The sequence below is a fragment of the Rhizobium sp. ZPR4 genome, from assembly GCF_040215725.1.
Classification (GTDB): domain Bacteria; phylum Pseudomonadota; class Alphaproteobacteria; order Rhizobiales; family Rhizobiaceae; genus Rhizobium; species Rhizobium rhizogenes_D.
Genome location: NZ_CP157967.1, coordinates 1,566,453 through 1,590,414, shown reverse-complemented (window position 1 = coordinate 1,590,414; position 23,962 = coordinate 1,566,453). Strand labels below are relative to the sequence as shown.

Below are 23,962 nucleotides of genomic sequence, written 5' to 3'. Positions count from 1 at the left end.
CCTGTCAATGTAAAGCGAGAGACTGGTCGGCTGGCGGCGGCGCATTGTGCGGGCGGAACAGCTTTCCCTTCTCAGCAATCAGCACGAAGACGACGCCAATGAGGGAAACGGTGAAATAGCCGATGACCATCGGCGTTGCCGTGCCGTTATAGAACTGCCCGATGCAGGCGCCGATCGACGCGCCGCCAACCGTGCTCATGAAGCCGAGTACGGAGGATGCCGTGCCGGCGACGTGGCCGAGCGGCTCCATTGCCAGAGAGTTGAAGTTGGAGCCGATCCAGCCGAACTGGAACATGGCCAATGCGAAAAAGACCATGAACAGCGGGAATGGCATCGGCGCAGGCCCGTAGAGCTGCACCAGCAGCCAACAGAAGGTGATGGCGACAAAGCCGAGCAGGGCCGTGTGCGACAGCCGACGCATGCCGAACCGACCGACGAACTGAGAGTTGACGAAGGACGACAGGGCCATGAACGCCGCGACGCCGCCGAACGCCAACGGCGTGTAGACGCCGAGGCCGTAGATATTGTTGTAGATCTGCTGGGCGGAATTGATGAAGCCGAACAACGCGCCGAACAGGAACGTGCTCGCCAAGGTATAACAAAGCGCTACCCGGTCCGTCAGAACGATCTTGAAGCCGGAGGCAACCGATCTGACGGTGAGGGGACGGACATTTTCAGGCTTCAGCGTCTCCGGCAGCCGGAAATACATCCAGGCGCCGACGAGCGTCGCCATGGTGCCGATGAAGACGAAAATCATGTGCCAGGTGCTGACGAGCATGATGATCTGGCCGCTTCCCGGCGCGATGACCGGAACGATCATGAAGACCATCATGATGAGCGACATCACTTCAGCCATCAGGCGGCCGCCGAAGACGTCACGGACGATCGAGACGGTGATGACGCGGGTTGCCGCCGAGCCGAGGCCCTGAATAAAACGGAGCGCCAGCAAACCGGCAAAGGACGGAATGAGGGCAATGCCGAATGCCGAAATCACGTAGATGATGATGCCGACCAGGAGCGGCTTGCGGCGGCCGAAACGATCCGACAGAGGGCCGTAGATGAGTTGTGCCGAGCCGAAGCCGATCAGATAGGCCGTCACCACATATTGCCGGTGATTCTCGTTCATCACGCCGAGGCTGGAGCCGATCTGCTGCAGCGCGGGAAGCATGATGTCGATGGCGAGCGAATTAATCGCCATGAGGAAGGCCGCGAGTGCGATGAACTCACGTTTGCCCATGGGCAATTGCCCATGGGACATGGCCTGGGATGAAGTCGTCACGGTTTTATTCCCATAAACATGTCAAGGGCGCCGCCCGCCGGCAGCGCCTTATCGATCAAATTGAACTATGGAAACCGGACGGGGGAGCCCGGTGCCCGGTCAGGCGGCGCCGCGAACGCTGATGCCGTGTTCCTGAAGGTGTTGCTGCAACTCGCCAGCTTGAAACATTTCACGAACGATGTCGCAGCCGCCGATGAATTCGCCCTTCACGTAAAGCTGCGGAATGGTCGGCCAGTTGGAATAGTCCTTGATGCCCTGACGGATTTCGGCGTCGGCAAGGACGTTGATGCCCTTATAATCGACACCGACGTAGTCGAGAATCTGGACCACCTGGCCGGAGAAACCACACTGCGGGAACTGGGGCGTGCCTTTCATGAAGAGAACGACGTCGTTGTTCTTAACTTCGTTGGCGATGAATTCCTGAATGCCGCTCATTGTCCAGTTCCTTTCACATGCGGGGTCAAGGTCCGCAGCGTTACATATGATCCTTAAATAGCAAGCACCCGGCTTGATTTCCAGCCGCAAAACGTAGGTGCCGTCTTTTTCATCGCATGAATGGATTTTCGGCACCAGTCGTTAAGAAGAGCGTCTGGAAAGTGTTGATTGGATATCTTTTCTGAACAGTGCGTTTTGGAATCGCCTCTTCAACTCCAAGCCTGAACAACACACATCAAATTAAAATCAAGGGACGATTAATATTAGTATGCTACCTAATTTACAAACCATCGGTATGTTTGTTAAAGTCTGCCGATTGATGCGATCTGGCGTGTATCGGCCCCTTGTGAGCATTGCATTCGCATTTTTGAGGGAGCGGACTCCATGAGCCACCATCACTATTCAGACGGGCAGGTTGGTGAAGAGCGGGAATTTTATAGCTCAGAAGATACGAGTGAAGGCGAGCGGGAATATTACGAGCATGTGCGCGCACCACGAGCATCGATTCTGAACAGCACTGTGACCGTAAGTGCCATAGTGCTTATTCTGAGCATCGCTTTCGGTTACCGGGCCTCGACCGCGCCGACGCCGCAATCGACCACGCCGCCGGTTGCGGAGAAAATCATGACGGCGCCACCGGTAGACTCCTGTGCCGATATCTCTCCATATCCGGGCCGGGAATGCTGATATGTCGGAATTTTGGAGTTTTACTCCTTGGCACGGCGAACAGGCCGGCTGAGGACGGTTGCGCTTCCGTTGCGTAGGCTCACATGATTGTAAACGTTTGATCCTATCTTTTTGTTTTTTGGATGATTTGTTGCAAGCTGCCATGAAAAAGCCAGCAGGTTATGATCTTGGCAATTTCCAGATTTCATCAGTGCTGCTGGCGCCCCGGGGACAGACTACAATATGAATCCTATCAAGAAGAGGGTGGTTCTCCACTTCCCTGGCTTCGAGCCGCTGGATGCTGCCGCACATCGGGCTCGTTACGAGCGTTCAGCCCGGCAGAGTGCCGCCGCCTGGGATTTTTCCACCTCGGTGGGGGAATTGAAGAATTTTGGCCGGGCACCGTATTTCGATGTCACGGCGACAACTGCGGACTGGCATACCCAAAGCCGCATTCATATCGTCGATCATAACGATCTGGTTGCCGTCCTGAACGGCAGGCCATTCTTCACTCGGCTCCTGCAGGGCTATCTTGCTGCCGCAAGAGTTGCCATTTCGGGCGGCATGACCGGCTATTTCCGTCATGCGTGGCGCTTCGGCTTCTTCTTTATCTTTCCCTTTCTGCTGATGCTTGCGGGGCTGGTTCTCAGCCTGTCGATCGCGTTTACGCCAATCCTCTTCGGATTGCCGGCGTGGAGCCATATTGGCAGTATCGCGCTCGCGGTCGCCTTCTTCGTCTATGTCTTCCTGCCGCAGGCCGAGAAGCTGCATACTCTGCATCTTTTCTCCGACTGGGAGATGGCTGTGGCGATGGCGGGTCTGAATGGAATAGGCGCCGAACAGTGGCTGGAGGCGAGCGCCGTCAGTGTCCGGCACGCCTTGGATGAGCCTGACGTCGAAGAATTCGTCGTCTCCTCGCACAGCATGGGCTCATCTGTGGCAGCTCATGTGGTCGGCCTGTTGCTCGAGCGCGAGCCGGAACTGCTGCAGGGCAAACGCGTGGTGTTTACGACGCTTGGCAGTGCCATCCTGCAATGCGCTCTCATGCGACCGGCAAAGGTGCTGCGCTCACGCGTGGGGTTGATCGCACGCTGCAAGGACATCTTCTGGCTCGACGTGCACTGTCTGACCGATGCGATCCATTTTTACAAGACAAAGGTCGCCGCCGTTTGCGGACATGAGGATGCCCGGCAGGCTTCCATCCTCTTCGTGCGCTTCAAGCAGATGCTCTCGGAAAAGCATTACAAGAAGATCAAGCGCGATTTCCTGCGGGTTCACCGGCAATATGTGCTCGGCCCCGATGTAAGGGCATTCTTCGATTTCACGCTGATGACGGCCGGTCCGCTGCCGGCCTCGGATTTCGCTGAATTCTCACCGAAGAGAATGCCGGAGCTAAGCTTCAACTCCGGCGAAGACGCGCAGGCGCTCTCAGTCGGGCGCTGACGTCTGTAGCGCCAGGGCGTGCAGCACGCCGCCCATATTGCCCTTCAGGGCATCATAGACCATCTGGTGCTGCTGCACGCGGCTCTTGCCGCGGAAGGCCTCCGCGACAACTTCGGCGGCATAGTGATCGCCATCCCCGGCCAGGTCGCGAATCGTCACCTTGGCGCCGGGAATGCCGGCCTTGATCATGTCTTCGATATCGCCGGGGTTCATGGGCATGAGTGGTACCTCGATTATTCAGCGGCAGCGAGCGCGCTGCCGTCCATGAAGGCAGGAAACCACGATTCATGCGCCTCGCGCAACTGTTCAACCGGAAGCGTTAACAGGCCATCGACAACGAGTGCGTCACCGCCGACCGTACCAAGACGGCGGAAGGGCACGCCGGCACTTTCGGCGTTGATGCAGACGAAATCAGCGACATCGGCAGGAACCGCGATCACGTAGCGGGCCTGATCTTCCCCGAAAAGTGCTGCATGCGGCAGCGTCCGGCCTTCGCTGAGGTCGATGCGCAGACCCTTGCGGGATGCCATCGCCATTTCTGCCAGGGCGAGTGCGAGACCGCCGGATGAGATGTCGTGGCAGGCCGTGACCTGGCCGTTGCGGATTGCTGAGCGGATGAAGTCGCCGTTGCGGCGTTCGGCAAAGAGATCGACTTCCGGGGCCGGGCCATCGGTCGAGCCAATGATATCGCGAAGATAGATCGACGAGCCGAGATGGCTGCCGTCGAGGCCGATCATCAGCACGCGGTCGCCTTCGGAGGCGGAGCCGATGCGAGCCATCGCCTTCCAGTCCGGCAGCAGGCCGACGCCAGCAATGGTCGGGGTCGGCAGGATCGCGACGCCGTTGGTTTCATTGTAGAGCGAGACGTTGCCGGAGACGATCGGGAAATCCAGTGCACGGCAGGCTTCGCCGATGCCCTTGATGGCGCCGACGAACTGGCCCATGATTTCGGGCTTTTCCGGATTGCCGAAATTCAGGTTGTCGGTCGCAGCCAGCGGCTCAGCGCCGGTTGCGGTGATGTTGCGCCAGCATTCCGCCACGGCCTGTTTGCCGCCTTCGAACGGATCGGCTTCGACATAACGAGGGGTGACGTCGGAGGAGAAGGCGAGGGCCTTGGTCGGATGGCCTTCGACGCGGACGACGCCGGCGTCACCGCCGGGAAGCTGCAGCGAGTTGCCCTGGATCAGCGTGTCGTACTGTTCGTAGACCCAGCGGCGGCTGGACTGGTTGGCGGAGCCAACGAGTGTCAGCAGAGCCTGACCGTAGTCTGCCGGCGCGGCAACGAGATCGGCGGGCAGGGCAGCGCGCTTGTCGGATTCACGCCAGGGACGGTCATATTCCGGCGCCTGGTCGCCGAGATCCTTGATCGGCAGGTTGGCGACTTCCTCGCCTTGATGGATGACGCGGAAGCGCAGATCGTCGGTCGTCTTGCCGACGATAGCAAAATCCAGGCCCCACTTGACGAAGATCGCCTTGGCGACGGCTTCCTTTTCCGGCTGCAGTACCATGAGCATACGCTCCTGGCTTTCCGACAGCATCATTTCGTAAGCCGTCATATGCTCTTCGCGCACCGGCACCTTGTCGAGATCGAGTTCGATGCCGAGGTCGCCCTTGGCGCCCATTTCGACGGCCGAGCAGGTGAGGCCGGCGGCCCCCATGTCCTGAATGGCGATGACGGCGCCCGTCTGCATCAGCTCCAGGCAGGCTTCCAGAAGGCATTTTTCGGTGAAGGGGTCGCCGACCTGAACGGTCGGGCGCTTTTCTTCGATCGATTCGTCGAATTCGGCCGATGCCATGGTCGCGCCGCCGACACCGTCACGGCCGGTCTTGGCGCCGAGATAGACGACGGGCAGGCCGACGCCCTTGGCTTCCGACAGGAAGATGGCATTGGACTTGGCAAGGCCGGCCGCGAAGGCGTTGACGAGGATATTGCCGTTGTAGCGCGCATCGAACTCGACTTCGCCGCCGACTGTCGGAACGCCGAAGGAATTGCCATAGCCGCCGACGCCGGCAACAACGCCGGAAACGAGATGGCGGGTCTTCGGATGATCGGGCTCGCCGAAGCGCAGCGCGTTCATGGCGGCGACCGGGCGAGCGCCCATAGTGAAGACGTCGCGCAGGATGCCGCCGACGCCTGTGGCAGCGCCCTGATAGGGCTCGATGTAGGAGGGGTGGTTGTGGCTTTCCATCTTGAAGACCACGCAGTCGCCATCGTCGATATCGACGACACCGGCATTCTCGCCTGGACCCTGGATGACGCGCGGTCCCTTGGTCGGCAGCGTGCGGAGCCACTTCTTGGAAGACTTGTACGAGCAGTGCTCGTTCCACATGGCCGAAAAGATGCCGAGCTCGGTAAAGGTGGGTTCGCGGCCGATCAGATCCAGAATGCGCTGATATTCATCCGGCTTGAGGCCGTGGGCGGCAATCAGTTCGGGGGTGATCTGGATCGAATTGGAAATGGTCATGGGCGCTCGAGTGTCCTTGCCTGTAAAGGATTGGAAGACCGGTCAGGGATCGGGGTCTCTTTAGCGCAAGTCTCCCTGTCGTGCGACAGGAAAATCACCGGCGTTCACAACACGCCGGCATTCATGCCGAAGAAGTCAAGCGAGCGGCCATTGGCGGCCGCTCCACGAAATCAGAATTTGTAGCCGACCATGAGGCCGACACGCGTCATGCCGCCGTTGTGGCCGTCGCAAAGATTGGCATTCGAGGAATGCGCGATCTGCGCCATCATGTTCCAATGGCTGTCGAAATTGTATCCGAGCCCGGCATATTCGCGGAAAAGAAAGCGACAGCCGAGCATCGGGCCGTGTTCTCTCCAGTTATCGATATTGCCGTTATGCCAGGTTCCACCGAAGCCGACTTCCGTGAAGATGCCGTTGCTATGGGTCAGCGTCCAGGAAAGGCCGCCATAGACCTGCGTCGCAGAGCCCGCTGTGCCGATCGATGTGCCGAGGTGAATACGCGGATGGGTCAGCTGATCCTTCCAGTCGGCGGTCGGGTTATAGCCGAACGGATTGAAGAGTACCTGGACATCTGGAAACACACCGTTCTCGTGCTCATTACCGTTCTGGATAGAGCCGCTTGCGCCGAAGCGCAATTCATCGAATATCTTGACTTGAGGGGCAGGGGTGGCGGCCACCGCGTCTGCAGCGGTTGCGACGGATTGACCTGCAACAATTATCGAACTGACTGCCAGAAAACTCGTAACTAAATGCTTGCTTACAAAGTCTGCAATAGCCATGCACTCCCCCTAGTGTAGCGGGCGAATCCTCATTTTTTATTGATAGAATGGTAGCGTGCTAAGTGTCGAGATGGCGAAATCGCAATTGCGCAAGATGTCTGTCGATAAATTGATAAGGCTTGCTTAAATGTGACTATCGTAACCCGATGAGCCGTTTTCCAGCAACCTGCGTAATGTCATGAAGCCTGCGGCGACATCTTCTCGCTGTGGAGGCGACGAAAAGGCGACACGGACCCTGTGGAAAACCCGTTCGATTCGAGCCGCCTTGAACTCGTCTTCATCATCGATCAACACCCCCTCGGTAAGGGCGGCGTTCTTGAATGTGCCCGATAGCCAGGGTTCGGGCAGCTTCAGCCACAGGAACGGCAGATGCGGATGCGAATTGAATTCAAAGCCCGCCATTGCTTCACGCGCCAGCTGCTCGCGTGCCTTGATTTCTTCGACCGCCTTGCGACGCAATTCCAAGGCGTGACCGCCAAGGACGAGCCGGGCGCAGGTTTCGGCCAGGATGAAGGGCAGGCCGCCCGTCGTCATCTTATGGGTGACTTTGATGCGCTGGGCGAAATGTGGCGGGCAGGCGACCCAGCCGCCGCGCACGCCAGCCGTCACCGATTTCGACAGGCTGCTGACCACGAAAGTCCGTTCCGGCGCGATGTCGGCCATCAGTGGGTTCTGGTCGCCGGTCATGCCGCCATATAGGTCGTCCTCGATCAGCCAGACGCTGTGCCGGCGCGCAATGGCGGCAATCGCCCGGCGTCTTGCCTCGGGCATTGTCACCAGCGTGGGATTATGGGCTGTCGGCATCAGGAAGGCGAGGCGCGGATGCTGCTGCTGGCACAGGCGCTCGAAATCTTCGGGGATCATGCCGTGCTCATCCGAATCCACCAGGATCGTGCGGCGTCCGAGTAGGCGCGCGGCGCGGCTGATCTGCGTATAGGTGAGATTCTCGAAGACGATCTTGTCGCCCGGCGAGGTAACGGCTGATATGACCGCAATGGTGCCGGCATGGGCGCCGAGCGTCGGCACGATTGTATCGATTGCCGGCTGCCAGCCGTTACGGGCAAGCCAGATCTGCCCCGCCTCAAACCAGCTTGCCGGGAAGTTCCGCGAATAGGAGGAGATTTCCGTCTGGTGCTCGCTGCTGATGTCGGCAAAGAGTTTGCCGATGATCGCGCCCTGGCCGATGTCGGGGGCGGCGGTTGTGTCAAAACGGATCTTGGCATCCGGCGTATTCAGGCCGCGGGTACCGGCGAGGGCCTGCGTGATCGGATCGACGAGCTCGATCTGCTTGCCGTTCGAGCGCTCCAGAACATAGGTGCCGCGGCCGACTTCGCCGGCCACGAGGCCGCGTTCGTGCACGAGGGCATAGGCCCTGCTCACTGTGCCGATGGTCACACCGATATCATAGGCAAGATTGCGCTGTGGCGGCAATTTCGTGCCTGGCGGCAATACGCCGTGGGTAATGGCGTGTTCTATGGCGTCCGCGACGCGGATATAGACCGGGCCGGTTCCGCTGGAAATGTCAGGCAGCCAATTTGTCATAATGACAATTTCCTAGATTGTCCCTGTCATCGAGTCAAGAGTATGAGTCAATTTGTATCGTTTGGCTCGATGCATCGAAATTGTCACCGTCATGTGGAAATGAGGATGAGTACAATGGCTACAATCTGTTCGACCGAAGCGGGAGATCCCCGCGCGGCGGGCGTGGGAATTAGAGCGGCGCAGCCAAGGCCGTATCTGATGCGCCGGCTGTGGGCGCTTTACGCGCATTGGCTGGAGAAGCGCGAGGGACGGCGGGCGCTGCGAGATTTGACGGACGATCAGTTGCTCGACATTGGCCTGACGCGTCGCGAGGCGGCAAAGGAAGTCAATAAGTCGTTCTTTTGGGATTGAGCTGACGGCGCGAGCCTATCTCGGCATCAACCTGCCTGGCATTTACTTGAGACCCAGAACGGAATGAACGAAATCGGCGCGCTCCTCGACGCCGATTTTCGGCAGGATATGGACCTCGTAGCCGAGTGCGGGATATGCGGCGCTCAGCCGGTCATATTCCTCGACCGCCGCCGTAAGATCGTGTCTTCGCTCGCGATCGCCGACATAGATTTCCGACCATGGCGGTGTCAGGAAGACATGTGTGTTGTAGCGGTGCAATTGGCCGAGCGAAGCCAGGACAGGTTCGCCCGTCAGGTGTTCGAGCGCCGATACGGCGTCGATCAGTCCTCTGTCGAAAAAGACCATGCCGGATAATTTTGCAGCCGTCTCGCGGTCGGCCAGCGACATGGCGATCGCCCGGTGGGCAAATGCCGGTGCGTCAACCCACGGCAGGGCAGAACCGTCGCCTTGCAATTCCTCTATAACAATGCGACGTCCCGGTTCTTCGACCACGTGATGGCCACGGCGCTTGAGCGCCTCAAGCAACGTCGATTTGCCGCCGCCGGAGCAGCCCGAGAGAATGATAAATCTGTCCATGACAATGATCCCTGCGTAGAGGGCACGTCATGCGCCGGCTGCGAGGCCCCCCGGGAAGCGGGAAAACCTAGGGCCATCGACTTAGCTGCAAGCCTTTGAGCCGCCAGCCCAGCGATTGACGTCGCCCGTGATACGGCCGCCGGAGGCGCCGCCCATCATCGGACCGAAGGCCTGCAGCTGTGCGGGATTGCCTTCCGCTTGCACAACGAGCGACGGCCTGCCGGTCGGATGTTTCTTGTCGACCACGAGGATGCGTGGGCGACCGGTAAAGGAATTGAGTTCCGGAGCAAGCTGATAGCTAGCAAAAGCCGGGTCCGAAGACTTGAACCAGCAGGCATTGGCACTGAGCATGATGCGCTCCATCGTCGACAGGGCGCTGTGATCGGTCGCGGTGATGCTCGGCGGACGCGGACCGCACGAGGTGACCAGCAGTCCAAGCATCGCGATGGCAGCGGCGGAATAAAGTCCTGTCGGGAGGCGAGGGCGCATCGATCTCTTTCCAATGAGGCGGTTTATGCTGTTCTGTCGAAGGTTGCCGGATACCCAACCGGCGCCCTGCTTATTTCTGCAAAGACGCCGATTTTATGGTTTCGATCGCGAATTGGCCAATGATCAGGCTGCAACAACGCCGAGCGCGGAGGCGAAGAGGCCGCGGCCGTCGCTGCCGCCATGGGCTGCCTCGATCAGATTTTCCGGATGCGGCATCATGCCGAGCACATTGCCCTTGGCATTCATGACGCCGGCGATATCGTTGACCGAGCCGTTGGGGTTCGTGCCTTCGGCATAGCGGAAGACCACCTGGCCATTGTCTTCGATCGCTTTCAGCGTCTCGGCATCGGCAAAATAATTGCCGTCATGATGTGCGACCGGGCTGCGGATGACCTGGCCCTTGGCATAGGCGGCGGTGAAATCCGTCTCGGCATTGACGACTTCAAGCTTCACTTCGCGGCAGACGAATTTCAGCGAGGCATTGCGCATCAGCGCGCCCGGCAGCATGCCGGCTTCCAGCAGAATCTGGAAACCGTTGCAGACGCCCAAAACCTTGACGCCCTTATCGGCCTTGTCCTTGATCGCCTGCATGATCGGCATGCGAGCCGCGATCGCGCCGCAGCGCAGGTAGTCGCCGTAGGAGAAGCCGCCGGGAATGACGATCAAGTCGACATCCGGTATCTCGGTTTCCGTCTGCCAGACGGTCACTGGTGCCTGACCGGAAATCTTGGTCAGCGCCGCGATCATGTCGCGATCGCGATTGAGGCCGGGGAGTTGGACGACTGCTGATTTCATGGTGCTGTTCCCGCAATAGGCGAAGAGTAATCGCTGGAATGTGCTTCGTGAGCCATACTCCATTGCCTCAGGCAAAGAAAGGATGGCTCGCGAAAGAGGACAATCAGTCGATCGAAATGCTGAAGTTCTCGATGACCGTATTGGCGAGAAGCTTTTCGCACATGGCCTTGAGATCGGCTTCGGCCTTGTTCTTGTCGGTACCTTCCAGCTCGAGATCGAAGACCTTGCCCTGGCGGACCTGATGGACGCCGTCAAAGCCGAGTGCGCCGAGTGCGCCTTCGATTGCCTTGCCCTGCGGATCGAGAACGCCGTTCTTCAGCGTGACGGTTACACGAGCCTTGATCACGATTGTCCTTCCTGAACTTACTTGACGAGAACCGGTCCCGTGCCGCGCACGGGTTCGTTTTCATTGATGATGCCGAGGCGGCGAGCCACTTCGGAATAGGCTTCGAGCAGGCCGCCCATGTCGCGACGGAAGCGGTCCTTGTCCATCTTTTCGCGGGTTTCGATATCCCACAAACGGCAGCTGTCCGGCGAGATTTCGTCGGCGAGGATGATGCGCATCATGTCGCCTTCGAAGAGGCGGCCGCATTCGATCTTGAAATCGACCAGCTGAATGCCGACGCCGAGGAAGAGGCCGGTCATGAAGTCGTTGACGCGGATGGCAAGCGCCATGATGTCGTCGAGCTCGGCGGGATTGGCCCAGCCGAAAGCCGTGATGTGCTCTTCGGAGACCATCGGGTCTTCGAGCGCGTCGGACTTGTAGTAGAATTCGATGATCGAGCGCGGCAGAACCACGCCTTCCTCGATGCCGAGGCGTTTGGAGAGCGAGCCGGCGGCGACATTGCGCACGACGATCTCGAGCGGAATCATCTCCACTTCCTTGATCAGCTGCTCGCGCATGTTGAGGCGGCGGATGAAATGCGTGGGGATGCCGATCTTGTTCAGATGGCTGAAGATATACTCGCAGATGCGATTGTTCAGAACACCCTTGCCATCGATGACTTCGTGCTTCTTCTTGTTGAAGGCGGTGGCGTCGTCCTTGAAGAACTGGATCAGCGTGCCCGGCTCAGGCCCCTCGTAAAGGATCTTGGCCTTGCCCTCGTAAATACGGCGGCGACGGTTCATTGGTATTGTTCTCTGTCTTTGGCGCTCATGGGACAGCGCAAGTGGATCGTGTGTGGGCGTCCCCATAACGGATAAGAAGCGAATTCACAATCCGCCTGCGCCTCCTTCCTCGGAATTCCGGCCCTGGCGGGGTGCCAAAGCAAGATTCGGGGTCCAGTCATGGCCTGTTTTACAGGCTTTTATCTGACGATGGAATGAAGGTGCCCGGTACTTCACAGGCTAGTGAGGCGAGGCATGCCTCTATCCAACGTCAATTACCGATAATACTACGGCTTCAGCTGGCTGAGAAACTTGGCAAAGACCATCGTGCCTTCAGGCCAGGGGCCGTGGCCGGATTCGGTGTTGATATGGCCGGCCTCGCCGGCATCGATCAGCATCGAACCCCAGCTGTTGGCGATTTCATCAGCATGTTCGTAGCTGCCGAAGGGATCGTTGCGGCTAGCGATCGTGATCGACGGAAACGGCAGGGGATCGCGCGGATAGGGGCCGAAGGTCATCAGATGCTTCGGCCTGATGGCCGGATTGGCAACATCGGGCGGCGCGACGAAGAAGGCGCCTGCGACCTTGTTGCGGAAATGCGGGATCGCATGGATCACCGAGGGAACGCCGAGCGAATGCGCGACAAGCACGACGGGCTTGTCCGAGGCATTCACCTCCCCGGCGATACGGGCAACCCAATCATCGCGCACAGGCTTCGACCATTCCGCCTGTTCCACGCGCCGCGCGGTTGAGAGCTTCTGCTCCCAGCGCGTCTGCCAGTGGTCGGGGCCGGAATTGGTATAGCCGGGGATGATGAGAATGTTTGCGTCGGAGGCTTTCATGATTTCGCCGATGTGGAAAAGGGGAGCCCAACTGTCAAGGGAAAAAGGCGACAATTGCGGCAAAATTTGCTAGGATCGCCGTTGCCGGTAGCGAATGACGATGTCGGCAACCATTTTGCCGCCATCCTGCACCGCCAGCCGAGCACCACGGTTGAGGAGGAGAGCATTATGACGGCCTTTCACGTCATGGCCGGAGCGGACCACACTTTTACGCGTCCCGCCATCCGTAAGATCGGTATCGCCGATCTCGTCGATGCCCTGAAGATGGGGCTGGACGATTTCAGCGAAAAGCCATCGCATTATGTCTTCTTGTGCCTGATGTATCCGATAGCCGGCATTGCGTTGGCGATCTGGAGCACCGACCAGAATCTGCTGCCCTTGCTGTTTCCGCTGATGTCCGGCTTTGCCCTGCTCGGACCTCTCGCCGCGATAGGTCTTTACGAGATCAGCCGGCGGCGGGAAAAGGGGCTGGATACGTCATGGAGCCACGCGTTCGATGTACGCTTCTCGTCGGCGTTGCCGTCGATCATCGTCGCCGGTCTCATGCTGTTCGGCTTGTTCATTGTCTGGCTCTTCGTGGCGCAGAGCATCTACTTCACTTATTTCGGCGATGGTGTCCCTCCGACGCTTTCATCCTTCGTGTCGAGCGTGCTGACGACGCGCGAGGGCATGGCGATGATGGTTTGGGGCGATCTGATCGGCTTCGTCTTCGCTCTCGTCGCGCTGGTGACAACTGTCGTTACTTTCCAGCTGCTGCTGGATCGTGATGTCGGGGTCGTCGCCGCGATCGACGCCAGCATCCGGGCGACGCTGACCAATCCGGTGCCGATCGCGGTCTGGGGCCTGATCGTGGCGGTGCTGCTGGTGGTCGGCACCATCCCGATCTTTGCCGGGCTGGCGGTTGTCATGCCGGTTCTCGGTCATGCATCCTGGCACCTCTATCGCAAGCTGATTGTGGCCGAGGGCTAGATAAAGCCGGCATCGGCGGAAGCCGTCATCATTGGAACCGGAGCGCGGTTTCTTACGTTGATCCGCATCATCAGGAGATGCGGATCATGGCGCGGCTTACGCATATTTTCACTCGTTTCGCAGTCGTTGTCTCGGAATGGACCGGCAAACCGGCCATCTTCGTGCTCGCCCTGTTCTCCGTCGTTCTCTGGGGCACTACGGGGCCAATCTTTGACTACTCCGACACATGGCAGCTGGTCATCAATACCAGCACGACCATCGTCACCTTTCTGATGGTTTTCCTGCTCCAGAATGCGCAGACGCGCGATACGCGGGCCATCCAGGCGAAGCTAAACGAACTCATCCTGACGAGCGCGGCCGAGAACCGCTTTGTCGGGATCGAGAATCTCGATGAAGAGGATCTGAAGCATCTCGATTGGCTGGTCGAGAAGGCGGCGAAGCGCCATCATGAACAACACGAGGGCAAGGCTGGCGACAGCATCGAGCATGATCGCGCTATCGCAACCAAATCCGCGAATAAAAGAAAGAGGCGGCGCGTCAGCCGCACCGCCTCAGGAAAAGCGCAATCGAAAGCGGGAAATTCTAGCCGAAAACCCGCTTGAAGATCGTGTCGACATGCTTGGTGTGATAGCCAAGATCGAATTTTTCGCGGATGTCCTCTTCCGAAAGGGCGGCACGTACTTCCTGGTCGGCGAGCAATTCCTCGAGGAAATCCTTGCCTTCTTCCCAGACCTTCATGGCGTTGCGCTGGACCAGACGGTAAGAATCCTCGCGGGACACGCCAGCCTGGGTCAGCGCCAGCAGCACACGCTGCGAATGAACAAGTCCGCGGAACTTGTTCAAATTCTTCATCATATTGTCCGGGTAGACCAGCAGTTTGTCGATGACGCTGGTGATGCGAGCCAGCGCAAAATCGAGCGTGACGGTCGCGTCCGGGCCGATCATACGTTCGACGGAGGAGTGCGAGATATCGCGCTCATGCCAGAGGGCGACGTTCTCCATGGCGGGGATGGAGTAGGAGCGGACCATGCGGGCAAGACCCGTCAGGTTTTCCGTCAGCACCGGATTGCGCTTGTGCGGCATGGCCGACGAGCCCTTCTGGCCCGGCGAGAAATACTCTTCGGCTTCCAGAACTTCGGTGCGCTGCAGATGGCGGATTTCGGTCGACAGACGCTCGATCGAGGAGGCGACGACGCCAAGCGTGGCGAAGAACATCGCATGACGGTCGCGCGGGATGACCTGGGTCGAGACCGGCTCCGGCTTCAGGCCGAGGGCTGCTGCGACATGCTCTTCGACGCGCGGGTCGATATTGGCGAAGGTGCCGACAGCGCCGGAGATGGCGCAGGTGGCGACTTCCTCGCGAGCCGCGATCAGGCGCTGCTTGCAGCGCTCGAATTCGGCATAGGCCAGCGCTAGCTTGACGCCGAAGGTGGTGGGTTCGGCATGGATGCCATGCGAACGGCCGATGGTCACAGTGTCCTTATGCTCGAAAGCGCGGCGCTTCAGGGCTTCCAGCAATTTGTCGATATCGGCGAGCAGCAGATCGCTGGCGCGCACGAGCTGAACGTTGAAGCAGGTGTCGAGCACGTCGGAGGAGGTCATGCCCTGGTGGACGAAACGGGCGTCCGGCCCGACGATTTCGGCCAGATGCGTCAGGAATGCGATGACGTCGTGTTTGGTGACGGCTTCGATTTCGTCGATACGCGCCACGTCGAAAGTAGCCTTGCCACCCTTTTCCCAGATGGTGTCCGCTGCGGATTTCGGAATGACGCCGAGAGCGGCCAGCGCATCACAAGCATGGGCCTCGATCTCGAACCAGATACGGAACTTGGTTTCGGGAGACCAGATGGCAACCATTTCCGGTCGGGAGTAGCGCGGGATCATTGGCTCAAAGCTTTCTTGGCTAACGGGAAAAGAGAACTCGGCGCCCCCATAACAAAGACGGGCGGTAATCACAATGTTTCATGGGCACAATGTTGTCGGACTGATCTTTCGCGAGGCTTCAACGCGCCTGTCGTGCAAGATAGGCCGAAACGACGATCAGGCAAACCAGGCCGAGCGGCAGAAACAAGGTGAGGCCGAGGACGGCGAACTGGTAGACGGCGCTGGCGCCGGTGAACAGAAACTGGAAGATCCAGATGAGCGAACCGAACGGCGCGTGCCAGCGCGAATAGAACCAGCGATAGTCCATGGCGAACAAGAATGCCGTCATGGCCGCGGTGCCGACAGATAGCACCAGAAAGAAGGCAGCAAAGCGCGCGCCGGTTGGCCGCTGGCGGGTAAAACGCCGGGCAAGCGGCACGAGAACGGGCCAGGAGAGGGCGCCGCCGAAGAAGTAGACGAGCGTGAGCGCGGTGAGGTGGCTGGTCTGAAGGCCATTGCGCAAATAGAGTGCCGCGATTACCGAGGCGGCCATGGCCGCGCCCCAGCCGATCGCACCAGCGAAGATTTCCAAACAATGCGAGGCGACGGTCCGTGTCCGGCCCGTCGCTGTAATGACATTGGTCGGATTAGTTTGATCCAACGCGGCCTCGTTCGGCGGCAGCCCGGAGATCGCCGACGGTCTGGCGATAGGCTTCGACCGATTCGCCCTTGAAGATGGCAGAGCCGGCCACGAGGACGTTGGCGCCGGAGGCCGTGATGAGAGGCGCGGTTTCGACCGAGACACCGCCGTCGACTTCGAGTTCGATCGGCCTGTCACCGATCATGGACTTGGCCTTGCGGATCTTGTCGGCCATGGCGGGGATGAACTTCTGGCCACCGAAGCCCGGATTGACCGACATGATCAGGATCAGGTCGATATCGTCGAGCACGTTTTCCAGAATGGAAAGCGGTGTTGCCGGGTTGAGGGTGACTCCAACCTTCTTGCCGAGATGACGGATCGTCTGCAGCGAACGATGCAGATGCACGCCGGCTTCGGCATGGACCGTGATGCGGTCGCAGCCGGCCTTGGCGAAGGCTTCCAGATAGGGATCGGCGGGCGAGATCATCAGATGGCAATCAAAGGTGGCTGATGTATAGGGCCGCAGCGCCTTGATGACATCGGCGCCGAAGGAGATGTTCGGCACGAAATGACCGTCCATGACATCGAGATGGATCCAGTCGGCTCCGGCTTCGGTCACATCCTTGACTTCCTGCCCAAGCTTGGCGAAGTCGGCGGCGAGAATGGAAGGGGCAATGCGGATCGGCAAGGTCATGGCTAAGCTGAACTCCATCTGTTTTTCGCGTCTGGATTAGCACCGCTCTTGAGGGCGGACAACCGCCCGAGCGGTTCACCTCAATTCGACGGCGCCGTCACCGGCACGAAGGCATTGCCGCGCCATTCCAGCAGGCGATAGGGATTTTCGGTCAATTCGTGGTTCTGTCCGAATGAGATCGGACCGATCGCCGTCTGGAACACCGTTCCGACGAGCTTGTCGACAATGGGCTTGCTGTCCGCCTTGGCGCCGTCCACTACCTGGCTGGCGACCTGAGCCGCTGCTGCGGCCGGCAGGATATACCCATCCGGTTCGATGCCGCTGGCGCGCATGGCCTGGATGGTCTGTTGCGCCGACGGCAGGCTTGCATAGTCGGGCAGAGCGATCGCCTGCACGCCCTCCAGCAATGGCACCGGCTGGTCGGAAGCGCGCATGGCATCGCCGCCCATAAGGACCAGCGGGATGTTTTCGCTCTTGGCGTCGCGGGCGATGATGGCGACATCGCTGCGGTCGCCGCCGACGAAGACGCGCGTCGCGCCCGCTTTCTTCAGACGGCGTACAAGCGCGATCTGCTGATCCTGGCCTGGGCGGTAGGTATCGGTGAAAACCGGCTTCAGACCTTTTTCCTCAAGCGCATTGCGGATCGCGCCGACCAGTTCGCGGCCGTGGATCGTGCCATCGTCGATCAGCGCCATCGGTTCGGCCGCCCAGTTTTTCAGGATAGTGTCGATGGCCAAGGCGGCCTCGGCGCTGTCGACCGGAGCCAGGCGAAACAGCGGCCATCCGTTCTTCAATGCATCCTCCATGAGAATGCGCGAACGCACGGAAACGGTGATGACGGGAATACCGGCATCCTTGAGGCGCGGTAATGCGCCCTCCAGGGTCTCGGTGCAGAGAAAGCCGATTGCGACCTGTGCTTTGGCTGCCACCAGCGCTTCGGCGGCGGCCCGACCGCCATCCTCCGTGCAGGGCTCATTGACGACGGTCGCCGTATCCTTTTGGGCCTGGATCTGGAAATTTGCGCCAGCGATGATTTGTGCGCCGAGCGTCGCGAAATTACCGTCCTGCGGTGCCACGACGCCAATGTGAATTCCTGCGGCATAGCTGCTGCTGGCTGCCGAAAGCAGCGCAAACAGGAGCGGAAGGCGACGCAGAACGTTCATCGATGCAGTATCCCGGACAATTTTCCTGCCCTATTTATCCGTCTGCAGGGCATCGTCAAAGAAAAAGCAGCAAAATCGCTCCGTTTTCAATAATGCTATTGTAGAAAAGCTAACCCCTGACCGTCATATTGAATGTTAGGCAAGCACGACTCAACAAAGGAGACGGTGGTGCTAGACAGGCAACGTATGGACCCGGCGCTTTATCGCGATGCCATGAGCCGCTATGCGGGGCATGTGCAGCTGGTGACGACGGCGCTCGGTGCCGAGCGGCGTGGCGTGACGATCACCGCCGCTTGCTCGGTGTCGGATAGCCCTGCGACGGTTCTGATCTGCCTCAACAACAGCAACGAGAAAAACGAGATCTTCTTCAAAAGCGGTATCTTCGCCCTGAATACGCTGGGTGCGGACCACCAATCCCTGGCCGATGCCTTTTCCGGCAAGACGCAGCTGACTGTTGATCAGCGCTTCGCTGCCGGCAAATTCGAGACGTTGGTGACAGGAGCGCCTGTGCTTAGTGACGCGCTTGCCGCCTTTGATTGCCGCGTGCTCGAGATCAAGCAGGCCTCCACGCACAACATCATCTTCGGCGAGGTGATGGCCATACGCTACAGCGAGCCGAAGCCGGCATTGCTCTATATGAACCGGGGCTATCACGCGCTATAACCCCTGCAAGGGAGTTATCATGGCGGATCAGACATTACCTTCGCTGCCGAGTTCGATCGACGAGACGATGGCGTTGCTCGGCACTCATGACTATCTGGCGGGGCGCGCGCTCGGCACGGTCCTCTTTCTCGCATTGAAAATGAAGCGCCCTCTCTTTCTGGAGGGCGAGGCCGGTGTCGGCAAGACCGAAATCGCCAAGGTCCTGTCGAAGGCGCTCGATCGGCCGCTCATCCGCCTGCAATGTTATGAAGGGCTGGATGTTTCCTCGGCTGTCTATGAATGGAATTATCCGGCACAGATGCTGGAAATACGGCTCGCCGAGGCATCAGGCCTCACCGATCGCGACCGCATTGAGGCGGACATCTTCTCGGAGCGCTATCTCATCCGCCGGCCGGTCCTGCAGGCACTGTCGGCTGTCGGCGGCCGGGCGCCGGTCTTCCTGATCGACGAACTGGATCGCACTGATGAAGCTTTCGAGGCATTTCTGCTGGAAGTGTTATCCGATTTTCAGGTGACGGTACCGGAGCTCGGGACGATCCGCGCGGCGGAACCACCTATCGTCATCATCACCACGAACCGGACGCGCGAGGTGCATGATGCCTTGAAGCGCCGCTGTCTCTATCATTGGGTCGATTATCCGCAGGCCGAGCAGGAGCTTGAAATCATCCGCCGCAAGGTGCCGGGCTGCAACGAAGCGCTGTCGCGCCAGATCGTCGCCTATGTACAGAAGCTACGCACGCTCGATCTCTTCAAGAACCCGGGCGTCGCCGAGACGATCGACTGGGCGACCGCCCTAACGGAACTCGACCGGCTGGCCCTCGATCCGGAGACGGTTTCGGATACGCTCGGCACGTTGCTGAAATATCAGGACGATATCGCCCGTATTCAGGGCGCCGAGGGCAAGCGGGTGTTGGACGAAGTCAAATCCGAACTGCTGGCGGCGGGATGAGCCATGGAACCGGGCGTGCAGGATGGCATCATCGTTGCGCCGTCACCAGCCGGTGACGGGCGTCTTGCCGATAATATCGTGCTGTTCGGCCGAGCGCTGCGCAAGGCCGGGCTGAAGATCGGACCTGGAGCGATTGCCGACGCTATAGAAGCGGTCGAGGCCATCGGCATCGGTTCCCGCGAGGAGTTTCATGCCGCCCTCTGTTCGATCTTCGTCAAGAGGCATGAAGACCTCGCTGTTTTCGACGAAGCATTCCGGCTGTTCTGGCGCTCGCGCGATCTCGTCGCCAAGATGATCGCGATGATGTCGCCCGTCGCCCCCGATCATCGCGAGAAGGAAAAACCGAAGCCAGGTGAGAGCCGGGCAAGCGATGCCTTGCTGAGCGACCGCAGCGACCGGCGCCCGCAGCGCGAAACACCTGATATCGAGATCGATGCCCGATTTACGAGCTCTGGAGGCGAGGTTCTGCGTCACCTGGATTTCGCACAGATGTCGGCGGCGGAAATTGCTTTCGCCAAGAAGGAGCTTGAGAAGCTGCAACTGCCGTTGGACCGCGTGCGCACACGCCGCTTCGCGCCATCCCGTACACCGGGGAAAGTCGATCCGCGCGCGACGATGCGCTCGGCCCTGCGCACGGGAGGGGCCTTGATCCTGCCACGCTTTCGACGGCCGAAGGAAATACAGCCGCCGCTGGTCGTGCTCGCCGACATCTCCGGCTCGATGAGCCAATATACGCGCATCTTCCTGCATTTCCTGCATGTGCTGACAGAGCGGCGCCGGCGCGTCCATGCGTTTCTGTTCGGAACGCGCTTGACCAATGTGACCAGGGCGATGCGCCACAAAGACCCGGATCAGGCGCTGGACGAATGTGCGGCTGCGGTGCGCGACTGGTCGGGTGGGACGCGCATCGGCGAGACACTGAAAGAATTCAACCTGATATGGGCGCGCCGCGTACTCGGGCAGGGCGCGATCGTCCTTTTGATTACCGATGGGCTGGAGCGCGAGGGCGTGGAATTGCTCACGCAAGAGATGGATCGCCTGCATCGCTCCTGTCGCCGGCTCATCTGGCTCAACCCTTTGCTGCGCTTCGAGGGTTTCGAGGCGCGCGCTCGCGGTGTAAAAGCGATGCTCCCGCATGTTGACGAATTCCGTCCCGTTCACAATCTATTATCTCTGGCCGATCTCGTATCGGCCCTCACGGCCGGCCGCGCGGATGCCTATGATCCGCGACGGTTTCTCGGCAAGCAATGAGGCTCCGATGTCAGATATATCCGAAAGCTTGGATCCGCTCGTGATCGCGGAGGAATGGGTGTCGGCAGGCCGCAACGTGGCCATGGCGACGGTCGTCGATACCTGGGGTTCGGCGCCACGGCCCTCGGGCAGTCATCTCGTGATCGACGGCGAGGGTAATTTTCATGGCTCGGTTTCCGGCGGCTGTGTCGAAGGCGCCGTCATCACCGAGGCGCTCGACGTCATCGAGACCGGCAAATCACGCATGCTGGAATTCGGCGTTGCCGATGAGACTGCGTGGCGGGTTGGACTCTCATGCGGCGGCCGCATCCGCGTCTATGTTGAAAGGCTTGGCTGATGGACCGGCAGATACTGGCGCGGCTGAATGAGATGCGGCGCAGGCGGCAGGCGGCGATCCTCGTCACCGATCTTTCCGGAGGGCCGGATCGGCTCATCGTCGAGGGCGATGCGCTGGAGGGCGCTTTGGCCGATGCTGCTTCAGCCGCATTCCGCTCGGGCAAGTCCGCAGCGCTTGATGTCGACGGGCAGAGCCTGTTCTTCAACGTGCATCTGCCGCCGCCGCGCATCGTTATCATCGGCGCCGTCCATATCAGTCAGGTTCTGGCGCGGATGGCCGCGCTTGCCGGCTTCGACGTGACGATCATCGATCCGCGCACCGCCTTTGCAACACGAGAGCGTTTCGAAGGCATAGACCTGATCGCCGACTGGCCCGTGGATGCACTCGAGGAGCGGCCGCTCGACAGCTATATGGCGCTGGTCGCCGTGACCCACGATCCGAAGATCGATGACGAGCCTATCGTTCAAGCGCTGAAGACGGGCTGTTTCTACGTCGGTGCGCTCGGCAGCCGCAAGACGCATGCCGGCCGGCTCGAACGCTTGAAGCGCGAGGGTTTGAACGATGTGGAGCTTGCCCGCATCCATGCGCCGATCGGGCTTCCCATCGGTGCCGCAAGCCCGGCCGAGATCGCGGTTGCCATTCTGGCTGAAATCATCGGTTCGCTTCGCGGGCGGGATGTCTCGTCGCCAAAAGGCGCTGGGCTATGATCTTCGGTGAATTTTTGACGGCGGAGGCGGAGGGCGCTGTTCTCGCACATTCCGTCCGGCTGGCCGATGGTAGTTTTTCCAAGGGACATCGGCTTGTCGGCGAAGACATCAAACGGCTCGCCGCCGCCGGCATAGAGCAAGTCATTGCCGCACGTATCGAGCCGGGCGACCTCATGGAAGACGAGGCGGCCGAGCAACTGGCGCGGGCGGTCGAACCCGATCATCTGACGTTCTCGGAGGCGACGACGGGGCGTGTGAACGTCCATAGCGCCGTCGATGGACTGTTCGTCGCAAATCGCATAGCGGTGGATCGGATCAACAGTCTTGACCCAGCGATCACCCTTGCCTGTCTTGCAGACCATGTGCCTGTGCGAGCGGGCGACATGGTGGCGACTTTCAAGATCATCCCGCTCGCCGTTTCCGGAGCTAAAATCGCTGCAGGTGTCGAAATTCTGCGGCGAATGCCGGTTTTCGAGGTCAAGCCTTTCATGCCGCATGCCGTTTCGCTTGTTGCGACGGAGCTGCCGTCGCTGAAGGCCTCGGTCATGGACAAGACTGCACGAATACTGTCGCAGCGGCTGCAGCCTTCGGGCAGTGTACTGCGGCGGGAAGAGCGTGTCGCTCATAGGGCAGCCGATGTTGCGGGGGCGATCCGTCGCGGCCTTGCTGCGTCCGATCGGCTACCGAAGCTGATGATCGTTTTCGGGGCTTCGGCCGTCATCGATGCCGGCGACGTCATTCCGGAAGCGATCCGGCTTGCTGGTGGCGAGGTCATTCAGGTCGGCATGCCGGTCGATCCGGGCAATCTGTTGGTGCTGGGCAGCGTGGGCGATGTTCATGTCGTCGGGGCGCCGGGATGCGCGCGCAGCCCGAAGGAGAATGGTTTCGACTGGGTGCTGGACCGCATATTAGCCGGCGAACGACTGACGCCGCAGGATATCAGCGGCATGGGTGTTGGAGGGCTGCTCATGGAAATTCAATCGCGCCCGCGGCCGCGCGACATAGCTGCCAAGCCGGCGTCGGAGATATCGGTTGCCATCGTCCTGCTGGCTGCGGGAAAAGCGAGCCGCATGGGGGAGGGTGGCTCGCACAAGCTTCTGGCGGAATTCGACGGCGTGCCGCTGGTGCGCCGTTCGGCGTCAACCGCCCTTGCCAGCGGCGCGTCCGATATTATTGCGGTCACCGGGCATCGTCAGGATGAGATCGGGAAGGCGCTTGATGGGCTTGCCGTCGAGCAGGTCTTCAATCCGGATTATGCTTCCGGCATGGCCAGTTCGCTGGTTGCAGGCGTCGGCACGCGAGCGGCTCAAAAGGCCGATGGCGTTCTCGTCATGCTGGCCGATATGCCCGGCGTCGCCAGCGACGATTTGAAGGTGTTGATGGCCGCCTTCCGCGAGGCGAGCGGCCAGGCGATCGTGCGGGCCGTATCGGGCGGCAAGCGCGGCAATCCGGTCATCCTGCCGCGTTCCGTCTTGAACGCCGTGATGCGGCTGGAGGGCGATGTGGGCGCCCGGCATATTATCGAAACATCGGGGCTTCCGGTCATTGATGTCGAGATCGGCGAGGCCGCACATCTCGATGTCGATACGCCCGAGGCCGTTGTTGCGGCCGGCGGCGTTTTGAAGGGGTAGGGAATGGACAATATCGATATCGAGGAGATGTTTCAGTCGCTCGGGCCGATCACCATCAAGCGGATGTTCGGCGGCAAGGGGATTTATCACATGGGGCGCATCCTGGCGCTCGAGGTGGATGATGAGATTCTCCTGAAAGCGGACGATGCCAGCGCGTCAGAGTTCGAGGCAGCCGGCGCGCGACGCTGGGCTTATGAGGGCAAGAAGGGCAAGGCTATCAACATGCCCTATTGGTCGGTACCTGACGACGCCTTTGATGATCCGGATGAAATGGCACGCTGGGTGCGGCTTGCCTATGAGGCTGCGCTTCGGTCGGATAAATAGGT

Annotated in this window: 28 protein-coding genes; 12 read left to right on the top strand and 16 right to left on the bottom strand. The window is 60.0% G+C overall.

What is annotated here, in order from left to right:
* Nucleotides 1-4 precede the first annotated feature (4 nt).
* Together ABOK31_RS07895 and grxD are read right to left on the bottom strand one after the other, a co-directional pair.
* Complete coding sequence (locus ABOK31_RS07895; protein WP_349958900.1) at nt 5-1,237, bottom strand: multidrug effflux MFS transporter; 1,233 nt, start codon at nt 1,235-1,237, stop codon at nt 5-7.
* Between the two features lie 141 nt (nt 1,238-1,378).
* The gene (gene grxD, locus ABOK31_RS07890) at nt 1,379-1,714 is read right to left on the bottom strand and encodes a Grx4 family monothiol glutaredoxin (protein ID WP_174177431.1); all 336 of its coding nucleotides are present in this window, start codon (nt 1,712-1,714) and stop codon (nt 1,379-1,381) included.
* Nucleotides 1,715-2,098: 384 nt separating this feature from the next.
* On the opposite strand from grxD, the gene ABOK31_RS07885 reads away from it, so the two are divergent.
* Nucleotides 2,099-2,401: a hypothetical protein gene (locus ABOK31_RS07885; RefSeq protein ID WP_174177433.1), complete on the top strand. Its 303-nt coding sequence runs from the start codon at nt 2,099-2,101 to the stop codon at nt 2,399-2,401.
* 222 nt (nt 2,402-2,623) lie between these two features.
* Nucleotides 2,624-3,823: a hypothetical protein gene (locus tag ABOK31_RS07880; protein WP_349958384.1), complete on the top strand. Its 1,200-nt coding sequence runs from the start codon at nt 2,624-2,626 to the stop codon at nt 3,821-3,823.
* Here the strand turns inward: ABOK31_RS07880 and ABOK31_RS07875 are convergent.
* From ABOK31_RS07875 to ABOK31_RS07860, 4 genes are all read right to left on the bottom strand, one after another.
* Nucleotides 3,809-4,042, bottom strand: a complete 234-nt coding sequence (locus ABOK31_RS07875) for a BolA family transcriptional regulator (RefSeq protein WP_004108912.1) — start codon at nt 4,040-4,042, stop codon at nt 3,809-3,811. The two genes, ABOK31_RS07880 and ABOK31_RS07875, sit on opposite strands and share 15 nt — an antisense overlap.
* A gap of 14 nt (nt 4,043-4,056) precedes the next feature.
* Nucleotides 4,057-6,288 carry a phosphoribosylformylglycinamidine synthase subunit PurL gene (gene purL / locus ABOK31_RS07870; RefSeq protein ID WP_349958381.1) on the bottom strand — a complete coding sequence of 744 codons (2,232 nt, stop codon included), beginning with the start codon at nt 6,286-6,288 and terminating at the stop codon, nt 4,057-4,059.
* 170 nt (nt 6,289-6,458) lie between these two features.
* On the bottom strand, nt 6,459-6,965 hold the full coding sequence (locus ABOK31_RS07865; RefSeq protein WP_349958379.1) for an acyloxyacyl hydrolase: 507 nt from the start codon (nt 6,963-6,965) through the stop codon (nt 6,459-6,461).
* A gap of 225 nt (nt 6,966-7,190) precedes the next feature.
* Complete coding sequence (locus ABOK31_RS07860) at nt 7,191-8,609, bottom strand: PLP-dependent aminotransferase family protein (protein ID WP_349958378.1); 1,419 nt, start codon at nt 8,607-8,609, stop codon at nt 7,191-7,193.
* A 105-nt stretch (nt 8,610-8,714) separates the two neighbouring features.
* Between ABOK31_RS07860 and ABOK31_RS07855 the strand changes: the two genes are divergently transcribed.
* Nucleotides 8,715-8,960: a DUF1127 domain-containing protein gene (locus ABOK31_RS07855; RefSeq protein ID WP_349958377.1), complete on the top strand. Its 246-nt coding sequence runs from the start codon at nt 8,715-8,717 to the stop codon at nt 8,958-8,960.
* 42 nt (nt 8,961-9,002) lie between these two features.
* Here ABOK31_RS07855 and ABOK31_RS07850 read toward each other — a convergent pair whose 3' ends face one another.
* From ABOK31_RS07850 to ABOK31_RS07825, 6 genes are all read right to left on the bottom strand, one after another.
* Complete coding sequence (locus ABOK31_RS07850; RefSeq protein WP_349958375.1) at nt 9,003-9,536, bottom strand: AAA family ATPase; 534 nt, start codon at nt 9,534-9,536, stop codon at nt 9,003-9,005.
* Nucleotides 9,537-9,617: 81 nt separating this feature from the next.
* Complete coding sequence (locus tag ABOK31_RS07845) at nt 9,618-10,025, bottom strand: hypothetical protein (protein WP_349958374.1); 408 nt, start codon at nt 10,023-10,025, stop codon at nt 9,618-9,620.
* 123 nt (nt 10,026-10,148) lie between these two features.
* A complete protein-coding gene (purQ, locus tag ABOK31_RS07840) occupies nt 10,149-10,820 on the bottom strand; it encodes a phosphoribosylformylglycinamidine synthase subunit PurQ (protein WP_145317230.1) in 672 nt (223 codons plus the stop codon).
* Between the two features lie 103 nt (nt 10,821-10,923).
* On the bottom strand, nt 10,924-11,166 hold the full coding sequence (purS, locus tag ABOK31_RS07835) for a phosphoribosylformylglycinamidine synthase subunit PurS (protein WP_069613006.1): 243 nt from the start codon (nt 11,164-11,166) through the stop codon (nt 10,924-10,926).
* A gap of 17 nt (nt 11,167-11,183) precedes the next feature.
* Nucleotides 11,184-11,948, bottom strand: coding sequence for a phosphoribosylaminoimidazolesuccinocarboxamide synthase (gene purC / locus ABOK31_RS07830; RefSeq protein ID WP_034504846.1), 765 nt, complete (start codon nt 11,946-11,948; stop codon nt 11,184-11,186).
* A 266-nt stretch (nt 11,949-12,214) separates the two neighbouring features.
* Nucleotides 12,215-12,769, bottom strand: coding sequence for an alpha/beta hydrolase (locus ABOK31_RS07825; RefSeq protein WP_349958373.1), 555 nt, complete (start codon nt 12,767-12,769; stop codon nt 12,215-12,217).
* A 168-nt stretch (nt 12,770-12,937) separates the two neighbouring features.
* Between ABOK31_RS07825 and ABOK31_RS07820 the strand changes: the two genes are divergently transcribed.
* The gene (locus ABOK31_RS07820) at nt 12,938-13,738 is read left to right on the top strand and encodes a DUF2189 domain-containing protein (protein WP_349958898.1); all 801 of its coding nucleotides are present in this window, start codon (nt 12,938-12,940) and stop codon (nt 13,736-13,738) included.
* An 86-nt stretch (nt 13,739-13,824) separates the two neighbouring features.
* Complete coding sequence (locus tag ABOK31_RS07815; protein WP_174177452.1) at nt 13,825-14,340, top strand: low affinity iron permease family protein; 516 nt, start codon at nt 13,825-13,827, stop codon at nt 14,338-14,340.
* Here ABOK31_RS07815 and purB read toward each other — a convergent pair.
* From purB to ABOK31_RS07795, 4 genes are all read right to left on the bottom strand, one after another.
* A complete protein-coding gene (purB, locus tag ABOK31_RS07810) occupies nt 14,321-15,622 on the bottom strand; it encodes an adenylosuccinate lyase (protein ID WP_349958372.1) in 1,302 nt (433 codons plus the stop codon). The two genes, ABOK31_RS07815 and purB, sit on opposite strands and share 20 nt — an antisense overlap.
* 118 nt (nt 15,623-15,740) lie before the next feature.
* Nucleotides 15,741-16,154 carry a hypothetical protein gene (locus ABOK31_RS07805; protein ID WP_349958896.1) on the bottom strand — a complete coding sequence of 138 codons (414 nt, stop codon included), beginning with the start codon at nt 16,152-16,154 and terminating at the stop codon, nt 15,741-15,743.
* 94 nt (nt 16,155-16,248) lie between these two features.
* Entirely contained in the window at nt 16,249-16,935 is a 687-nt protein-coding gene (gene rpe / locus ABOK31_RS07800; RefSeq protein ID WP_174177530.1) for a ribulose-phosphate 3-epimerase, read from the bottom strand.
* Between the two features lie 80 nt (nt 16,936-17,015).
* Nucleotides 17,016-18,098: an ABC transporter substrate-binding protein gene (locus tag ABOK31_RS07795; RefSeq protein ID WP_349958370.1), complete on the bottom strand. Its 1,083-nt coding sequence runs from the start codon at nt 18,096-18,098 to the stop codon at nt 17,016-17,018.
* 168 nt (nt 18,099-18,266) lie between these two features.
* Here ABOK31_RS07795 and ABOK31_RS07790 point away from each other — a divergent pair, with 168 nt between their 5' ends.
* The 7 genes from ABOK31_RS07790 to ABOK31_RS07760 are packed head-to-tail and all read left to right on the top strand — an operon-like array spanning nt 18,267 to nt 23,960.
* Nucleotides 18,267-18,761, top strand: a complete 495-nt coding sequence (locus ABOK31_RS07790; protein ID WP_349958368.1) for a flavin reductase — start codon at nt 18,267-18,269, stop codon at nt 18,759-18,761.
* Nucleotides 18,762-18,780: 19 nt separating this feature from the next.
* Nucleotides 18,781-19,710, top strand: coding sequence for a MoxR family ATPase (locus ABOK31_RS07785; protein ID WP_349958367.1), 930 nt, complete (start codon nt 18,781-18,783; stop codon nt 19,708-19,710).
* Between the two features lie 3 nt (nt 19,711-19,713).
* Complete coding sequence (locus ABOK31_RS07780; RefSeq protein WP_349958365.1) at nt 19,714-20,961, top strand: VWA domain-containing protein; 1,248 nt, start codon at nt 19,714-19,716, stop codon at nt 20,959-20,961.
* Between the two features lie 7 nt (nt 20,962-20,968).
* Entirely contained in the window at nt 20,969-21,298 is a 330-nt protein-coding gene (locus ABOK31_RS07775; protein WP_015340028.1) for an XdhC family protein, read from the top strand.
* On the top strand, nt 21,298-22,005 hold the full coding sequence (locus ABOK31_RS07770) for an XdhC family protein (RefSeq protein ID WP_349958363.1): 708 nt from the start codon (nt 21,298-21,300) through the stop codon (nt 22,003-22,005). The genes ABOK31_RS07775 and ABOK31_RS07770 overlap by 1 nt, the downstream gene beginning before the upstream one ends.
* Nucleotides 22,002-23,636 (top strand): molybdopterin-binding/glycosyltransferase family 2 protein, encoded by a 1,635-nt coding sequence (locus ABOK31_RS07765; protein ID WP_349958361.1) that lies wholly within the window; start codon nt 22,002-22,004, stop codon nt 23,634-23,636. Before ABOK31_RS07770 ends, ABOK31_RS07765 begins: the two co-directional genes overlap by 4 nt.
* A gap of 3 nt (nt 23,637-23,639) precedes the next feature.
* A complete protein-coding gene (locus tag ABOK31_RS07760; RefSeq protein ID WP_174177468.1) occupies nt 23,640-23,960 on the top strand; it encodes a TfoX/Sxy family protein in 321 nt (106 codons plus the stop codon).
* The last annotated feature ends 2 nt before the right edge of the window (nt 23,961-23,962 follow it).

Bases quoted from the DNA above. Each gene is read 5' to 3' on its own strand.
- purQ (WP_145317230.1), bottom strand. From the start codon at position 10,820: ATGAAATCAGCAGTCGTCCAACTCCCCGGCCTCAATCGCGATCGCGAC.
- ABOK31_RS07760 (WP_174177468.1), top strand. From the start codon at position 23,640: ATGGACAATATCGATATCGAGGAGATGTTTCAGTCGCTCGGGCCGATC.
- ABOK31_RS07895 (WP_349958900.1), bottom strand. From the start codon at position 1,237: ATGGGCAAACGTGAGTTCATCGCACTCGCGGCCTTCCTCATGGCGATT.
- ABOK31_RS07805 (WP_349958896.1), bottom strand. From the start codon at position 16,154: ATGGCCGCCTCGGTAATCGCGGCACTCTATTTGCGCAATGGCCTTCAG.
- ABOK31_RS07815 (WP_174177452.1), top strand. From the start codon at position 13,825: ATGGCGCGGCTTACGCATATTTTCACTCGTTTCGCAGTCGTTGTCTCG.
- ABOK31_RS07785 (WP_349958367.1), top strand. From the start codon at position 18,781: ATGGCGGATCAGACATTACCTTCGCTGCCGAGTTCGATCGACGAGACG.
- ABOK31_RS07855 (WP_349958377.1), top strand. From the start codon at position 8,715: ATGAGTACAATGGCTACAATCTGTTCGACCGAAGCGGGAGATCCCCGC.
- ABOK31_RS07795 (WP_349958370.1), bottom strand. From the start codon at position 18,098: ATGAACGTTCTGCGTCGCCTTCCGCTCCTGTTTGCGCTGCTTTCGGCA.
- ABOK31_RS07850 (WP_349958375.1), bottom strand. From the start codon at position 9,536: ATGGACAGATTTATCATTCTCTCGGGCTGCTCCGGCGGCGGCAAATCG.
- purL (WP_349958381.1), bottom strand. From the start codon at position 6,288: ATGACCATTTCCAATTCGATCCAGATCACCCCCGAACTGATTGCCGCC.
- purB (WP_349958372.1), bottom strand. From the start codon at position 15,622: ATGATCCCGCGCTACTCCCGACCGGAAATGGTTGCCATCTGGTCTCCC.
- ABOK31_RS07885 (WP_174177433.1), top strand. From the start codon at position 2,099: ATGAGCCACCATCACTATTCAGACGGGCAGGTTGGTGAAGAGCGGGAA.
- ABOK31_RS07825 (WP_349958373.1), bottom strand. From the start codon at position 12,769: ATGAAAGCCTCCGACGCAAACATTCTCATCATCCCCGGCTATACCAAT.
- grxD (WP_174177431.1), bottom strand. From the start codon at position 1,714: ATGAGCGGCATTCAGGAATTCATCGCCAACGAAGTTAAGAACAACGAC.
- ABOK31_RS07880 (WP_349958384.1), top strand. From the start codon at position 2,624: ATGAATCCTATCAAGAAGAGGGTGGTTCTCCACTTCCCTGGCTTCGAG.
- rpe (WP_174177530.1), bottom strand. From the start codon at position 16,935: ATGACCTTGCCGATCCGCATTGCCCCTTCCATTCTCGCCGCCGACTTC.
- ABOK31_RS07780 (WP_349958365.1), top strand. From the start codon at position 19,714: ATGGAACCGGGCGTGCAGGATGGCATCATCGTTGCGCCGTCACCAGCC.
- ABOK31_RS07775 (WP_015340028.1), top strand. From the start codon at position 20,969: ATGTCAGATATATCCGAAAGCTTGGATCCGCTCGTGATCGCGGAGGAA.
- purC (WP_034504846.1), bottom strand. From the start codon at position 11,948: ATGAACCGTCGCCGCCGTATTTACGAGGGCAAGGCCAAGATCCTTTAC.
- ABOK31_RS07765 (WP_349958361.1), top strand. From the start codon at position 22,002: ATGATCTTCGGTGAATTTTTGACGGCGGAGGCGGAGGGCGCTGTTCTC.
- ABOK31_RS07820 (WP_349958898.1), top strand. From the start codon at position 12,938: ATGACGGCCTTTCACGTCATGGCCGGAGCGGACCACACTTTTACGCGT.
- ABOK31_RS07875 (WP_004108912.1), bottom strand. From the start codon at position 4,042: ATGCCCATGAACCCCGGCGATATCGAAGACATGATCAAGGCCGGCATT.
- ABOK31_RS07845 (WP_349958374.1), bottom strand. From the start codon at position 10,025: ATGCGCCCTCGCCTCCCGACAGGACTTTATTCCGCCGCTGCCATCGCG.
- ABOK31_RS07770 (WP_349958363.1), top strand. From the start codon at position 21,298: ATGGACCGGCAGATACTGGCGCGGCTGAATGAGATGCGGCGCAGGCGG.
- ABOK31_RS07860 (WP_349958378.1), bottom strand. From the start codon at position 8,609: ATGACAAATTGGCTGCCTGACATTTCCAGCGGAACCGGCCCGGTCTAT.